The organism is Enterococcus sp. CWB-B31 (assembly GCF_020567645.1).
GTDB lineage: Bacteria > Bacillota > Bacilli > Lactobacillales > Enterococcaceae > Enterococcus_L.
The window spans coordinates 23,562-39,837 of sequence record NZ_JAJDJW010000001.1; the positions used below are offsets into that span (position 1 = coordinate 23,562).

At 37.1% G+C, this 16,276-nt stretch carries 13 protein-coding genes and 1 pseudogene; 10 read left to right on the forward strand and 4 right to left on the reverse strand.

What is annotated here, in order from left to right; genetic code table 11:
- Positions 1 to 250 precede the first annotated feature (250 nt).
- Entirely contained in the window at positions 251 to 1,027 is a 777-nt protein-coding gene (locus tag LI954_RS00100) for a glycyl-radical enzyme activating protein (protein ID WP_202067082.1), read from the reverse strand.
- Positions 1,028 to 1,168: 141 nt separating this feature from the next.
- On the opposite strand from LI954_RS00100, the gene LI954_RS00105 reads away from it, so the two are divergent.
- Positions 1,169 to 1,912, forward strand: coding sequence for a DeoR/GlpR family DNA-binding transcription regulator (locus LI954_RS00105; RefSeq protein WP_202067081.1), 744 nt, complete (start codon positions 1,169 to 1,171; stop codon positions 1,910 to 1,912).
- A gap of 211 nt (positions 1,913 to 2,123) precedes the next feature.
- On the forward strand, positions 2,124 to 4,496 hold the full coding sequence (locus LI954_RS00110) for a glycyl radical protein (RefSeq protein WP_202067112.1): 2,373 nt from the start codon (positions 2,124 to 2,126) through the stop codon (positions 4,494 to 4,496).
- 136 nt (positions 4,497 to 4,632) lie between these two features.
- Here the strand turns inward: LI954_RS00110 and LI954_RS00115 are convergent, their stop codons facing one another.
- Complete coding sequence (locus LI954_RS00115; RefSeq protein ID WP_229443150.1) at positions 4,633 to 5,523, reverse strand: ATP-grasp domain-containing protein; 891 nt, start codon at positions 5,521 to 5,523, stop codon at positions 4,633 to 4,635.
- 739 nt (positions 5,524 to 6,262) lie between these two features.
- On the opposite strand from LI954_RS00115, the gene LI954_RS00120 reads away from it, so the two are divergent.
- Entirely contained in the window at positions 6,263 to 6,538 is a 276-nt protein-coding gene (locus tag LI954_RS00120; protein WP_229442129.1) for a hypothetical protein, read from the forward strand.
- A gap of 30 nt (positions 6,539 to 6,568) precedes the next feature.
- On the forward strand, positions 6,569 to 7,213 hold the full coding sequence (locus tag LI954_RS00125; protein WP_229443152.1) for an HAD family hydrolase: 645 nt from the start codon (positions 6,569 to 6,571) through the stop codon (positions 7,211 to 7,213).
- Between the two features lie 102 nt (positions 7,214 to 7,315).
- Here LI954_RS00125 and LI954_RS00130 read toward each other — a convergent pair whose 3' ends face one another.
- Both LI954_RS00130 and LI954_RS00135 read right to left on the reverse strand, forming a co-directional pair.
- Positions 7,316 to 8,077, reverse strand: coding sequence for a DeoR/GlpR family DNA-binding transcription regulator (locus tag LI954_RS00130; protein WP_229443153.1), 762 nt, complete (start codon positions 8,075 to 8,077; stop codon positions 7,316 to 7,318).
- Between the two features lie 124 nt (positions 8,078 to 8,201).
- Entirely contained in the window at positions 8,202 to 9,587 is a 1,386-nt protein-coding gene (locus tag LI954_RS00135) for a M24 family metallopeptidase (RefSeq protein WP_202067076.1), read from the reverse strand.
- 454 nt (positions 9,588 to 10,041) lie between these two features.
- Here LI954_RS00135 and LI954_RS00140 point away from each other — a divergent pair, with 454 nt between their 5' ends.
- The 6 genes and pseudogenes from LI954_RS00140 (at position 10,042) to LI954_RS00165 (ending at position 16,147) form a co-directional block, all read left to right on the forward strand.
- Positions 10,042 to 10,734: an NAD(P)H-binding protein gene (locus LI954_RS00140; RefSeq protein ID WP_229443154.1), complete on the forward strand. Its 693-nt coding sequence runs from the start codon at positions 10,042 to 10,044 to the stop codon at positions 10,732 to 10,734.
- Between the two features lie 77 nt (positions 10,735 to 10,811).
- A pseudogene (locus LI954_RS00145) lies at positions 10,812 to 11,180 on the forward strand (cupin domain-containing protein).
- A gap of 795 nt (positions 11,181 to 11,975) precedes the next feature.
- Positions 11,976 to 13,091 (forward strand): tyrosine-type recombinase/integrase, encoded by a 1,116-nt coding sequence (locus tag LI954_RS00150; RefSeq protein ID WP_202067074.1) that lies wholly within the window; start codon positions 11,976 to 11,978, stop codon positions 13,089 to 13,091.
- Positions 13,092 to 13,347: 256 nt separating this feature from the next.
- Positions 13,348 to 14,301, forward strand: a complete 954-nt coding sequence (locus tag LI954_RS00155; RefSeq protein ID WP_202067073.1) for a hypothetical protein — start codon at positions 13,348 to 13,350, stop codon at positions 14,299 to 14,301.
- Positions 14,231 to 15,388 (forward strand): hypothetical protein, encoded by a 1,158-nt coding sequence (locus LI954_RS00160; RefSeq protein ID WP_229443155.1) that lies wholly within the window; start codon positions 14,231 to 14,233, stop codon positions 15,386 to 15,388. Before LI954_RS00155 ends, LI954_RS00160 begins: the two co-directional genes overlap by 71 nt.
- Positions 15,389 to 15,448: 60 nt before the next feature.
- A complete protein-coding gene (locus tag LI954_RS00165) occupies positions 15,449 to 16,147 on the forward strand; it encodes a winged helix-turn-helix domain-containing protein (protein WP_202067071.1) in 699 nt (232 codons plus the stop codon).
- Positions 16,148 to 16,276: the final 129 nt, after the last annotated feature.

The window sequence follows — 16,276 nt, forward strand, 5'->3', positions numbered from 1 at the left end:
AAAAGATGAAAGACAAGACTATGTCGCATGCTCTAAAAAACGAATAGACGGTGTTCCCGTCTTTGTATGATTCGAGCATTCGTAAGAAGCGCAGGAGCACGTGTATGAACTTAACTGCGACGAGTAACCGCAGGAGCACGTGCATGAACTTAACTGCGACGAGTAACTGCAGGAGCACGTGCATGAACTTAACTGCGACGAGTAATCGCAGGAGCACATGATACTTGATATCTCGAGGTAAAACACTTTTTTATCTGACCAGACATTGAATATTGGCAGCTTCCATCACTGCTTTATAGGTGTACAAATCCTCTGTATGCAGCTGAGGAATATCATGCATTGCATAATCCCGATTCAAGTATTGATACTTTTTTTCACCAAACTGGTGGAAGGGCAGCAGTTCAATCTGATTAACGCCCATTTCATTGAATAGCTTTGAAAATTCTTCTGCATCAGCCAGACTATCATTATAAAAGGGAATAACCGGAATTCTAACTACGAGTCCGGCATGCGTGCGAACTGCTGTCTGCAAATTCTTTAAAATCAGTTCATTCGGTACACCGATGCCGCTTTTATGCTTGGCTGAATCATAATGCTTTACATCAAAATATAATAAATCAACATGCTGGATAAATGCTTCAAAAACATCAGTTTTTGCATAACCGGTTGTCTCACAGGCGGTGTGAATATTTTTCTTTTTAAGCTCTTTTAGTAATTCAGTTGCAAAGACTGCCTGATACAAAACTTCTCCGCCTGACAACGTAACACCACCACCCGATTCTTCATAAAAGGGTTCGTCTTTCATGACCTCATTGACAATTTCAGCGATTGTCTTATATTCTCCTATAATTGTTGTCTCTTTTTTTTGGCTATTCCACATTTGTTCAGGTTCACCGCACTGTGATTCTGGATTTGAACACCAGTAGCATTTCAGCGGACAGCCTTTAAAGAAAACAACAGTTCGAATACCGGGGCCATCATGAATACTGAATTTTTGAATATTGAATATGCATGCTGTTTCACTCATTACTTTTCCCTCCTGTTTTTCAGTTCGATTTTAACATATGTAATTTCATTCGTAAATATTTTTAGTTTCGAAAATAAAATTTGTTGGATTGAGATAACCGAATGGCTGTGATAAACTAATGAAAACAGGAGGACTTATCTTATGTCGAGAGAAGAAGATATTATTTCAATAGTAAGCAGTCAAAAGAAAATAGAAGTGAATCAACTAGCTGAGCAGTTAAATGTTTCAAAGGTAACGATTCGAAAAGATCTGGACAAGCTGGAAGCACGAGGGATACTTCACCGTCAGCACGGTTTTGCTCTGCTGAATAATGAAGCAGATATCAATTATCGCTTAGCTAAGAACTATGATTTAAAGCTGAAAATTGCCAAAAAAGCTGCAAAGAGTGTCTCTGATGGAGAGATCGTTATGATTGAATCAGGATCAACCTGTACATTATTGGCAGAGGAATTGGCATTTAACAGAAATAATATCACAATTATTACTAATTCAAGCTTTATTGCTTCTTATATCCGCAAAGCGGAAAGTGTAAAAATTATTCTTTTAGGCGGAGAATATCAAAAGGAATCACAGGTTAATGTTGGACCGCTGATAAAGAAAGTTGTGGAAAATTTTCACGTGGATAAGTTGTTTGTCGGCGTTGACGGCTGTGACGAAAAGCGGGGATTCACTGGGAGCGATATCACTCGTTGTGATGCAGCAAGAATGATGGCGGAACATGCTGACAAGACCATTGTGCTGACGGATTCAAGCAAATTTATGCAAAAAGGTGTAGTTGCTGAGTTTGGCTTTGATGAGGTTTCTCTAGTTTATACAGATCAGGCAATTACTAAAGAGAAGAAGCAGTTATTAGAAAAAAGACAGATTGAGGTAGTGGCTGTATAAAAAGCATCATTTGATGCTTTTTTATTTTTGCACATATGTGCAACTTTATCTTAATTCTAAACAGGAATTGAATTTTCAATTGAATAATGATATATTCGTTTCAAAAGAAACTAATTTTCGTTTCAAAAGAAAATAGATTGGAGGGATTCAAGTGAATACGGTAATAGAAAAAGAGAGACCGCGATCCTATTTTGGGGAGCTGACTCCCAGAATGGCAGCATACCGCGAAAGTGTCTTGTCTACAAAGCCTTATGTCTGTGCAGAGCGCGCCCTTTTAACTACTGAGGCATATAAAGAATATCAGGATCAGCCGGTGGTTTTAAAACGGGCATATATGTTGAAAAATATCCTTGAGCACATGACATTATACATTGAAGATGAAAGTCTGCTGGCAGGAAATCAGGCTGCTGCGAATCGGTCGGCACCGATTTTTCCGGAATATGCGATGGACTGGGTAATTGCAGAATTGGACGAATTTGAACAACGTGATGGGGATGTTTTTTATATTACTGAAGAAACAAAAGAAGAGCTTCGTTCCATTTCTGATTACTGGAAGCACAATACAACAAAAGAAAAAGGTCTGGCAGCGATTCCTCCAGCCAGTCGTGTATTTTATGATTTGGGTATTATCAAGGCAGAAGGAAATATCACTTCCGGAGATGCACATATTGCAGTAAGTTATGAAACAGTTATTAAGAGCGGATTGAAGGGTTATCGGGAACGTGTGGAAAAATTAATGAAGGAATTGGATCTAACAGTTTTGGAAAATCAGAAGAAACTGTATTTCTATGAATCAGTTCTAATTACGCTGGATGCTGTTCAAAATTTTGCGTTGCGGTATGCAAAACTGGCAGAGGAAAAGGCGAGGTTGTCATCACCTGAACGAGCGGTTGAATTAAAGGAGATGGCGCGTGTTTTGAAAAAGGTTCCTTATGAGCCGGCAGAAACATTTTATGAAGCGATTCAGTCTGTTTGGATGATTCAGCTGGTTTTACAAATTGAATCAAATGGTCACTCACTCTCTTATGGTCGAATGGATCAGTATTTGAATCCACTGCTGGAAAAAGATTTAGCTGAGGGAAAAATGACCGAAGAAACTGCTGTGGAGCTGCTGACTAACCTCTGGATTAAAACGATTACGATTAATAAAATCCGCAGCTGGTCGCATACGCAATTCAGTGCCGGAAGTCCTTTGTATCAAAACGTAACGATTGGCGGACAGACAACAGAGAAAAAAGATGCAGTAAACAAATTATCCTATCTGATATTGCGCAGTGTGGCTCAGACCAAGCTGCCGCAGCCTAATTTAACTGTTCGCTATCATAAAGGACTGGATGATAGGTTTATGCGGGAATGTGTGGAAGTGATTAGAATTGGTATCGGGATGCCGGCATTTAACAATGATGAGATTATTATTCCGTCCTTTATTGAAAAGGGAATAAAAGAGGAGGATGCTTATAATTATAGTGCAATTGGCTGTGTGGAAACAGCAGTTCCGGGAAAATGGGGCTATCGCTGTACGGGTATGAGCTTTATTAACTTCCCCAAAACATTGCTGATTGCGATGAATAATGGTGTTGATCCGAAATCAGGAACTAAACTGGTTGAAGGATTGGGACATTTCGAAGAGATGACCTCTTACGAAGAGTTGGAAAAAGCCTGGGATCATGTGATTCGTGATTTCACCAAACATAGTGTCATTATTGAAAACAGCTGTGATATGGTTTTGGAAGAGGATGTCCCAGATGTTTTATGCTCAGCGCTGACAGAAGACTGTATTGGACGAGGAAAAACGTTGAAAGAAGGCGGTGCCGTTTACGACTTTATTTCAGGACTGCAGGTAGGGATTGCTAATTTGGCTGATTCACTGGCAGCAATTAAAAAGCTGGTTTTTGAAGAACAGAAGATAACTCAGAAAGAGCTTTGGGAGGCATTAATGACGGACTTTGCCGAAGAAAAAGGACAGGTAATTCAAAAACTATTATTGGAAGAAGCACCGAAATATGGTAATGATGATGATTACGTGGATCAGCTGGTTGTTGATGCGTATGACAGCTATATTGATGAGGTGAAAAAATATCCGAATACCCGTTTTGGCAGAGGACCAATCGGTGGTACAAGATATGCAGGAACTTCATCAATTTCAGCCAATGTTGGACAGGGAAGGGGAACGATGGCAACGCCTGACGGACGAAACGCTTCAACTCCTTTGGCGGAAGGCTGCTCTCCTTCTCACTCCATGGATAAAAATGGACCAACTGCAGTACTGAAAACTGTTTCGAAGCTGCCAACTAAAGAAATTACCGGGGGTGTATTGCTGAATCAGAAAGTAACCCCGCAGGTTTTGGAAAAAGAAGAGGATCGGATGAAACTGGTTATGCTGCTGAGAACTTTCTTCAATCGATTGCACGGTTATCATATTCAGTACAACGTTGTTTCAAAAGACACACTGCGGGATGCGCAGGCACGTCCTGAAAAATACCGGGATTTAATCGTTCGGGTAGCAGGCTACTCAGCATTTTTCAATGTTCTGTCCAAAGCAACACAGGATGATATTATTGAGCGGACGGAGCATATATTGTAGGTATTAGAACGTAAATAAAATTTGCCTGTAAATGATAGAAAGACAGCTGAATAAAGTACTTTGCATTTTTAAGAAGATGTGACAAACACCCATGAGGGCGATCGCCCTCATGGGTGTTTGTCTCGACCTCTTTTTCTTAGTCTTTATAAAATTTATGTCTCTTTGATAATTCTGCATAAAAAAATTCTTCATCATGTTCCTGAAGCCCTGAGACCTGTCCATCGCCTATCTCTATAATGATCAATTTGCCAGTTGTTTTTCTAGCATAGTCGACTGTGAAGAAAGGAGAGTGTATTTTCTTTCCCTGTTGTTTGATAAACCGCTCTTCCTCTTCCGAAAGCTGTACAGAATCATTATGCCAATAATCTATTAATGCAATCGGTTCATTTAGCCAATAAAAGACTCGATACTCTTCAAAAATTGGTGTATAACTTTTAGGATGTTCTCCAATTTTCATCAATTCAACAAATTCCCTCAAAACAATACCGCCCATTAAATTTTTTTCCTGACGTTCAATAAATGTATTGATTACTTTCAAGGCCTGTGTTGTATCGGACACATCAGGGACAAAAAAAGCATCGTGCCATTCATGCTTTCTGCTTTTAACAAAATCCTTTACGGTGACTGCACCGCTGAAGTGGGAAAGTAGATTAATCAAGGCTGTTTCTGATAAACTCTCTGTCCAATTCGTCTGCAGCATATGAGGCATACCAGCCCAGCTTGGAAGCAAGTGAGTATTTTTGTACTCTGAAAGAGCGGTCAACATCGAAGCTCCCTGTTGCTCAACGGCTTGTTGAAGCTGGTCATACTGACAAGGTGTCAGCATCCATCCTCGATAGACGATTATCTCGTTTTCAGTCAGGAGACGACTCAATTTTACTTTGTTTGATTCCATCAATGGCTCCAGCTGCAGCAAGCCAACATTAAAATATTGTTTTGCTGCATCATATTCTTTTTTATAGTCCTCATCCGGTAAGCTTGTATTGAGTGGATCTGCGGGAAACAGGAAGAGATAGTGAGAAATCATCTAGTTTCCTCCTTTTTGTATGCTTCATTAATTATATCAGGAATAGCGGAAACATTGACAGAATGACTGAAAATTAGTGTTCTAAAATTCGACCGGTTGAATGAGTGAAAAGAATTAGAGGATGGATTCCAGCTTAAAATAAGTGAGCGACTGACAAAAATCACCAAGTAGTTTTGCTTACAGAGATAATTGATTTAGACTCAGCATTAATTGATGTTAAAGTTTTTTCGGATGGTTAAACAAAAAGTGTAGAATGATATATAATGGAAAGTAGCTATGAGAGAAGAATCGATTAATTTATTTTTCGATCAATCGGATGGAAGAGCTATTTTCTGGTAAAAACGGTTTCGTTAAGGAGAAATAGTATTTTTCTGCAACTTCTTTCCAAATACAATTCTAGAACATTACACAATAACCAAGCAAATGAACGGTCATTAAATTATCAAGGAACAAAAAATGACAATTGAACCGAAAAAATTAGTTTATAAGTTTAGTTTATGAGGAAATATGGTATGAGAATGGTGTTTTCAAAACAGGAGCTGCTTGTAATTGTAGAAATGTTAAATGCAGAACCAATTGATTCCCGTTCTTATTTTGGATGGCAATACTAGCTTGTGGTAAGTCTGAAGCTCCAGAAGAGTGGCTGTTGGATTTGGTCTTTACTAACAAAAATTAAGCTGCTGTTCAGGTGTTTAGAAAATACATATATGACCTGCTCTTTGGGGAATTATCTGGAGGAATGGACTATTATACTGCTTCAATGTATATCCGCTATCGATTAGGATTTATCAGTTGGAAAAATTTTCTAATAATGTGTGGGCATGAAGCAGACAGACGTTGCAAAGAAAAATCTGACTGCAGTTGCTTCTTGGTATTTCTAACTGAAGCTGAAGGGAAGCAAAAGCTGTTTCGTGAGGTCAGACAAAGAAATCAGGCAGAGGTATCAAAAGGAGATTCAACAAGCGACACAGTTGAAAGTTTTTTTGACACGTTTTACAACGAGGAAATTTGTTAGCTGATTAGATGACAGGAAGGGAAAAGATAAATGATAAAAAATATTGTATTTGATGTAGGAAATGTACTGGTGCACTATGCTCCGGCAAAATTTATTAAGAGATTCACAGATGTTCCAGAATATCAGGAGCTGCTGCTTCATGAGATTTTTCTGTCTGTAGAATGGATTAAGTATGATCGGGGAACGATCTCCAAAGAAGAATTAGGCAGAGCGATTTGCAGCAGGGTAAAGGAAAATCTTCATGATACTGTGTTGGAAATTATTGACTGCTGGCACGAAGAAATCAAACCGAATGAAGCGATGAAACCTCTTGTAAAACAACTGAAAGATCAAGGATACAAGTTATATATTCTTTCTAATGCTCCTCATGCCTTTCATGAATTTAAACATAGAATTCCGGCGTTGGATCTTTTTGATAGTGCTTTTGTATCAGCTGAATGGAAGCTTTTGAAACCCCAAATCGAAATATTCCAGGCTTTTTGCAGTCATTTTCAACTGGTTCCGAGTGAATGCCTTTTTATTGATGATCTGGCGATAAATGTTGAGGGAGCAATCAATGCCGGAATGGACGGCTGTATTTTTAAAGGAAATATTCAGGAGCTGGTTTTGAAACTGGAAAATGCAGGAGTGAAATTGGATAAAAAGCAGCTGAACTTGAATATAAGTGATGACTGACGATATTTTTCTTAACTGTTACTTTGTAAATGATTTATCTATTATTAATAAGCAGAAATCTGATGTTATTTTCAGGTTTCTGCTTGTTTTCATTTTTCTGACTTAAACAGAGATCAGGTTGGGATTCAACTGCTTCAGTTTTTTAAACAACTCAGAGCACTCATTCAAATCTGTGATAACCCAATCGAACTCACAGATGCTGCCAATCTTGCAAAAAAATGTCTTTTCAAATTTAGTATGGTCTGCAACCAGCACATTTATTTTTGACTGAGCCATAATTGCCTGTTTCGTAAAGGTGTCTTCTTCACTTAGGAGAGTAACATTTCCTTGAGCATCAATTCCTTCAGTACCTATAAAGCAAATGTCAAAGTGATAGCTCCTAATATAACTGGCTGTTTCGATTCCTAAAAAGCCTTTTGAGAGTTCTCTGTATTTGCCTGGAATACTGTGGAGCATGATTCCTTCAATTTTTGAGAGAGCATTCAGAACCAAAAGAGAGTTAGAAAAAAAGTTACAGTATTTAAATGAAAATAATTCCTGAGCAACAAACAGAGTAGTGGTTCCTGTTTCAATAAAGACAGCATCTCCGTTTTTTACCAGATTTTTACAGTATTTAGCTATCATTTTTTTTTCTTCCACAGAGACATCTTCTTTGATGGACATAGGGTATTCCAGTAAATTTGCATCTTTATAAACAGCGCCGCCATGGAACAGTTCAACAATCTGCTGATTTGCCAGTTCTTTTAAATCCCGACCGATTGTCATGGAAGATACTGATAATTCATCAGCCAATTCTTTGGTAGTCACTTGTCCGGTCATTCGGATTCTTTCCACGATTAAATCCTGTCGCTGTTTTTGGTTCATTCTCTCTCCCTCTTTTCTTCAAATTATTATTTTAAACCCTCTGTAGAAATGACTGTTCTAAGACTAGTGATAGTTGGGTTTGTTTCTGAGCTCTTAAATTCAATTTTCTCTGAAATCTAGTAGCCTATTTTTTTACTGAAAAAGCCAGATTTTGATTTAGCAGGAAAGGTCTGTAATAAGCCACGATGTCATTCAACGGCAAAATGTCTTCTGAAAGCTGTATATTTAATTCGTTAATAATGTAGTCTCTGCGTTTGGAAAAACGTTCCCACATTTCAGGATATTCCTTTTGGATTTCAGCACGCAGCTCGTTATCTGCCAGTACAATACCATCTTCGCAGCTGACTCCGCCGTACCCCTTTACTTTAGGGATGATGTCAATTTGAAACAGCTGCCCGCTTTTAAGAATACTGGTTGAGCCCTCACAAAAAGGAGAAGCCATCCATTCTTCATCTGCTGTAAAATGACCGGGATTTAATTCCCAGTGATAGTTTTCTTTTGGCAGTATGGTCTGAATTGTGTCAAATAATTCTTTTCCAGTCATCCCGATTCGAATTGTCTCCAGCCAGGTAACAAATGCCTGATAATACGGCTGAGCAATTTTTTCTTCATAATCCTGTACAGCTGCCGGCAGATCTTTTGGAGACTGAGCAACATAGGCGGCTCGACTGGATAGTCCGCCCTTATAGCCAGTTGTTAATGAAAAGGTATCCCCTAGCTGAACCTGCTTATTTCTTGGATAAAGTACAGCGTTTGTGAACCGATCACCTGTTGCACAAATCGTTGTAACACTGTGAGGCTGTCCGGAAGCAGCCAGTGTTTCTGCCAGATCAAGCTCAGTTTTACCGAGCTTGATCCGATTTAGAGTAGTCAAAATACATTGACCAGCCAAGGCAGCACCGTATTCGTAATGTGCTATTTCATTTGCGTTGTTCACGGTTCTTAGACCATCAGAAGGACCAATCAGTAAATCTGCATAATTCATTAACTGAGCCGGACTGGCAACGAGCTTTTCCAGTCCTGAAACAATGAAATGCGGCAGATCAAATAGTGATCGATTATCCTGATAAGCTGTAGTGAAATTTTTCCAGCCGATAAGCCCCAGCCGACTGTCTTCATGAATGCCGGCCTGTACCAAATAACTGGTGAAAGGGGCGTCATCTTCCATCGGCTGATTAGGTAAAGAAAAGTAAGGAACATGAATAACTTCAGCAGCTATGCGGGAATAGCTGCCCATTTTTGTATTTTCATTTCCTAAAAGTAAAAAAGCACTGCCGTTTGAATGAACAACCAGACAGGCTTCTTCAAAACGGGGAATAAATCCAGTCAAATATTCGAAATTTGAACCATGCTCACGGTCCGCATAGATAAAAATAGTATCCAATTGATGTTCCTTCATTTTCGTCAATAGATTATTTTTTCTTTCTTCCATAGTCGTCTGACTCAAATCGACTGGAAATAACTTTTGGGATATAGTAGGTTGCGCGATTTCTGAGGTAACAATTTTCATTTTTCTTCTCCTCTATAAGTAATGATTTTCTACAAGTTTAATATAGCATGGTAAATATAACGAAACAACATATAACTTTATTTTTGTTATAATTTGTTAATTTCAAAGCGGATGTCAAATATAAAATCAATCTAAAGATAAATACATCGGAAATGCCTATTAATTATTGTCATTAAAGAATGACCGGATAGTAAATTATCTAAACAAATTGGATTTTTTAGACTGCTGTATAGTGTGGTTTTTTTTCCTTTATTTCCTGAATCAAGAAATTTACTTTTTTTCAGTGAGACAAAATTTCCAGAGTATGCCTTCCAGGAAAATATACTGAAAAAGTTGTTCTTAATCTCTTGACCTAAAGTTCACTTCAGGGGGTATTCTTGAAAGTATTGAAGGAATCTATTCAGTGTAAGTTAAATATTTGAAGATTTTATAGATACATGGAAGGGAGAGGTTTATGAGAATATTAATTTTGGGGGCTGCTGGAGAGATTAGTCGTCGGTTCACTAAAAGGATTTTGAATGAGCGGCAGGACGAACTGATTCTTTATGCGAGAAATGGCACTCGTCGGTTAACACGATTAAAACCAAAAAGAGAAAAAATTATTGATGGTGATTTTACTGATTGGAATATACTGGTGGAGGCAATGGAAGGAGTGGATATTGTTTATTTAAATAGTCTGGACTCTCCGGCAGCGACACAGCAGATTTTAAATGCTATGAAAATTTGTGAAGTAGATCGATTAATCTGCTCTTCTATTTTGGGAATTTATGATGAATTAATTGCCAGATATGGACATTCCTATGCTCGGATAGCAGGAAATACTCTGGTAGATCGCCAAAAACTTTCTGCTGAAATTATTGAACAATCTGGAATCAATTATACAATTCTACGGATGACATGGCTTTACAATCAGAGAAATAATGAAAGATATGTTTTGACACAAAAATCGGAGCCCGTCAGGGGCAGGCAAGTTGCCAGAGAGGCAGTTGCCCGGTTATTGATGGATATTTTGGCTGATCCCGAGTGTTATGCTCAACAAAGTCTGGGAGTAGCCGAGCCGAATGCAGACTGGACTGCGCAGTTTTATATTGATGATACCTTTTGGGCATGTGATGTCCGTCAACAGGTATTGGACGAATGGAAGTAAGGTGAACTGACAAGGGCTGGAATATGGACTGCATAAGATGATTTTAGTTTGAGAAGAGATAAGATGGAGGAGTATAGATGATAAAGAATGAAGAAATAAAGAACGGTATTATTTTTCCGGTTGGAGAAAAAAATGGGGTATTTTCCCAGTATTTTATCGGTCAAAGTTATCTTCAAATATTGATTGCTGATTCGGCTGTCAATGTTGGTGCGTAAAATGTGACTTTTGAGCCGGGCTGCCGGAATTACTGGCATATTCATTGAGATGGCTATCAGCTTTTACTGGTAGCGAGCGGAGGAGGCTAGTATCAGGAAGAAGGTTAGAAAGCCAGAGTGTTGAAGGTCGGAGATACAGTTATCACTCATGAGGGTGTGAAGTATTGGTATGGAGCGGCAAAGGATAGCCGGTTTGAGCATATTACGATAGCTGTCGGCATACCGGAATAGCTGGAGCTTATTTCAGATGATGAGTATGGTCCAATAATTAATTAGAGAAAAAAATTATTTAAAAAAGAGAAAGACTTCTTTGATAGGAATTTGTAAAAAGTCTCAATCTTGAAGATGATATATAAAGACTGAAGTCTTGTTATCTTCTTTTACAAGTATATTGGTAGAGAAATAATAATTAAAAGACCCGGAGGAACCTTCATAAATGAAGATTCACCGGGCTTTTTGTATGAAAATGAATTAAATTACTTACTTAAAGGTATTATGTACTTTATAAAGAGAAAAAAACAGTTATTTATCTGACTTTAATCAAAGTTATTCATTCTGCAAGACTTGTTTTTCGTGTTCAATAATTTTTGATGTATCATATAAAATAAAAATTGAAGTGTTATTTTCAAAATGTTATGATTTTTAAATGAGTATTTAATTGTAAAAAATATGTTTTTTTTTGAGAGAGAAAGAAAAAATGGTTGTGTGATTTCTACCTTATTAAATCAAGGGTAGTAATGAAACATATTTCTTAATTCAGCTAAAATTAGGAAATGTAAATGTTATTAAAATAAATATTTACAACAGAAAATTTTACAATCTGTTCATTACTTGTCGATATTATCTTAGCAATGTACTTAGTTTTTGTCAAGATAATCATAAAAATTTCACTTTTATTTTTTTATGATTTGTAAATTCAGAAAAAAATAAGAATTTTTAGAAAAAGAAGGAGGGAAAATACAAAATGAGCCGTCAAAAAAATTGTCAAGTGTTACTAGTGATGAGTGGAGAAAAGGGGAGATTCAATTGGCGAAAAAAGGTGAGAATATCTATAAACGAAAAGATGGCCGATGGGAAGGCAGATACGTAAAGGCAAGAACCAGCAACGGGAAAATCATCTATGGTTCTGTTTATGGGAAAAAATACACTGAGGTGAAAGAAAAATTATTCAAGGTAAAAGCACAACATCTTGAAAATAGTGCAGTGATTAATCCTTACTATGACCTATTTTCTGACTGGCTTCAATATTGGGTGACTACTCAGGTGAAAAATCAGGTAAAGCCTACTACGTATTCTAACTATTTCCGCTTGATTAAGAAGCATATATTACCGCTTCTAGGAAACTATCCACTCACAAAACTTCAAACAAAAGATTTACAAAATTTTATTTTTATTCTACAAAAAGATTTATCTGCAGGATCAATAAAAAATATATTCAGCATTGTAAAAAAATGCTTGAATGATGCAAAACGTCAGTCATATATTGTGGAAAACCCCTGTGATTTTGTAGAGCTTCCAAAAGCAAAAAGAACAGAGGTCCATGCTTTGTCTATAGAGCAACAGAGAAAATTGGAATTTGTTGCATTTCAGGAGAAAGGATGTTCACCAGTCATATTGTCTCTTTATTCCGGCATGCGAATTGGGGAGATCAGCGGCTTAAAATGGTCTGACATTGATATAGAAAATGAGCTTATCTACGTTAGGCGAACTGTATCCAGAGTGCTGGATGAGTCTTCTTTGCATTCGAAGACAAAATTGATAGAAGGGACACCTAAATCCAGCCGTTCAATCCGTCAGATTCCACTGGCAAATAATCTAAAAAAATATTTGTTGGAAAAACATAAGAGGGCTGCTACAGAATATGTCATAGAAGGTGCAACTGGTTTAGTGGAACCAAGAACAATAACGAATCATTTTAAAAGAAATTTAAAGGATGCCGGATTGAAAGATGTCAAGTTCCATGTATTGAGAAATACGTTTGCTACAAGGTGCATAGAAAAAGGAATAGATGTAGCCAGTTTAAGCAAAATCCTTGGACATCAATCAATAAAAATGACATTGGACACATATACAGACTCACTGATGGAAACAAGGCGACTGGCTATGTCAACAATCGATACCATGTTTTACGGGTCAGTATAACACGTCAGAAAAATGGTCATATTTTTTTTAATCCCGCATTACTATTGGAATTAGAAAGAATTTTCTCAATTTTAGCTGAATTAAGAAAGTTGTCAATTATTTACTTTGTAAAAAATAGTGGGATAAGAAAGAAAAAAATAGTTGAGCTGTAACAAATTGATGCTGTAGGAAATAATGTTTTAACTGAGGTGCAAAGAATTAAGGTTGTTTGTAAATGTTGTAAAAAAAAGATAGAAGATTGGAGCGGTGACACTAAATGTTTGGACTAGGTAAGCGTAAAGAGGAACAAGATTATAATGATGTCTATGTTTATGAAGATGAGTATGAGGACGAGTACGAGGATGAGTATGAAGAATACGATGACGAAGAATATGATGAAGAGAGCTATGATAGACAGTCGCAATATTCTACAAAGAGACAACGGGAAAAAGAAGTTCAGAGCGTTGCTGAGTCTGGCATTTCCAAACAGGAAGAAGAAGAGTTGCGCTTTGAGATTGATCATTTAGAGGAAACGGTGGAACGATTGACAGGTCAGTTGGAAGTGAAACAGGAAGAACTTTATAATGTGACCAATTTACTGACTGAAAAAGAAAGTCTCTCTGATGCAGCTGTAAGTGAGCTGAGAAAACAAGTAGATGAAGAAATTTCTCAGGTTCGCAGCGAGTCAGAGGCAGTGTTAAGAGAGTACAAGAATCGCATAGAGATGCTGGAAGATGAGCTGTCTGAACGTAAAAGACAGGTTCGCACACAAGATAGGCAGGTAGATTCTGTCAAACAGTCTTATGAAAGAAAAATAGCCGAGCAGGAGCAGCGAATTCATGAGCTGCAAGGGAAAACACATCAGCAGGAATCACTCAAAAATGATTTGGCAAATATTATTATTGAAACAAAAGAACAACAAAAAGAAACAATTACACGTGCGCAATGGGAAGCGGAGCAAATTCGTGAAAATGCACAAAGTGAAGCACAACGAGTGTTAACAGAAGCTGCAATGGAGTTACGTCTGATTAAACAGGCGGCAGAGAAACATCGGGAACAGCTGATTGAAATGAAAAATGAATCCGGTAAGCTGTTTGACCAGCTGATTATCAGAACGGAGAAACTAAGTCAGCAGGAAATACGGGGAGGGGACTTTACCATTGAAGGTAAGAGAGCTGCAAGTGAACATTTACCCGACATTAGCCCCGTCAACAGAAGAGCTACTCTATAAAAGAGAAGAGCTGGACGAATTATGTTATGTTTGTGAAAAAATCCATTTGAACAGGGAAATATTGGGGAAGTATGAATGTGATCAAGTCAAACAGCGTTTTCATTCTATGTTAAAAATAATGACCTTTGTTCATCATATGGAGTTTTCAATAATATCAGGAAAACTGAACTGGGAGCAGCTGATGCAAGACCTAGCTGTTTTACTCCCTCAGTTTGCCTGGATTAGGTGTAAAATGACAAAGAAAAAAAATAATCGATTTATTTATTATGTTGATTTTATTCCAGTTGTGTATCGTGAAACTAGCTGTACTTACGATATTCATCTGCAGGACAGTATCCAACAACAACTGTTTTATAGTCCAAAAGAATCAGTTAATAATTTATGTTCAGATATTGAACAAAGTATTTTATCTAAATCTTTAATACACCCATCGCAAGAAACAGAAATTAGCAAGAATGAACTTTATTCAGAGCCGCAGGAAGAAGCTACCTGTTTTATCAGAGAAGCGACCAGCTTGAAAAATCAGCTGTTGATATATCAGGAAGAGCTTAAACGAAGTAATTATACGAAAGAACGGATGCGAATTGCAAATGAGAAGCTGGAGATTCTGATTGAAGAAATGGAGCGGGCTGCAATATATAGCGGCATCCGTCAGTTAAACTCTTCAAAAGAAACTGATGAGGATAAAGAATATTTACATATTGCTTTTCGGGAATACTCTTATTTAATGCAAAAAGCCAAATATTTAGAAAAAATTTGGAAGCAGAATAGAGAGCTAACTATGCAATCAGAAAAAACAGTTGGAAAAACTCCAAACTACAAGTATAAAAATCAGGTGGAGGAGATCAAATCGACAATTTTGGATAGTGATGTATTTTTAACGATGAATAAGTGCAGAGAGATTGAAGAAAATGCCGTAATTAATCTCTATCCATGGTTTCGTAAGCCTTTTGTTAAACTAATGAAAGCAGACTACATTAGTTTGAAGAATAAGGCTGCCTATTTTGATTTATTACAGGGAGAAAATTACTTTTTAAGAAAATTAATCTACGATTGTCAACCTATTAACAGCTATCAGGTGAAATGATTTGTTCTTATATTCGATGGTAGCATTAGGTGTTTGAGTACATATACAGGGGGAATTAAAATGTGCACAGTTGGAATAATAAATGTTTCTGGAGAATTAGATGAATCCTATATCGGAGCCTTGGCAGAAGCGCAGCATGAGATTGTTTTTATGGATTCAGAAGATTTACTGTTCACGGCAAAGGAGACTGATGCAGTAGTTATATATGCTGAAGAAGAACAATTTGTTGGAATGGTCTGTAATTTAATTTTACAGATCAAAGATAAAAAGCATTCGTTTATATGGGTTGTTTCAAAAAAAATATCTGATGTTAATCGGCTGGTTTATCTTCAGCTCGGTGCAAATGGAACAATTCAGAAACCATGTACACCGACAGAATTCCAACTAGTTTTGGCAAATACTGTGAATCATTGCAAAGTCAAGAGTGAGGATGAAAAGTCTCTAAAAAATGCTAAACAAATAGTAGAATTGCGTAATCACAGTCAAAGTATGATGATTGATGACCGAATTGAAATTGGTTTGACCAGATTGGAATATCGTTTAGTGGATGCTTTGCATAGTGAACACGGAAAAGTGTTTGGCTATGAGGAACTAAATAAAATTCTTTGGAAAGAAAATGGAGTAGAAGATTACAAAATGCGCATTGCAAATTTAATTTTTTATTTAAGAAAAAAAGTCGAAGATCATACCGGCTGTTCAGAATTTATTCGAACGATCCGTTTGAAAGGCTATATGTTAAATCCGGAATTCAGTATTTAATTGATTGAAGGTGTGCAGCTGTTGTTGCATACGAAAGTAGTTGAATGTTAAAAAATGGAAAACTATTTTTTAGTAAGGGTAATTGTTAAAATCAGATGTTTTTTCGGGTTAATTATTTGAAAATTCTGA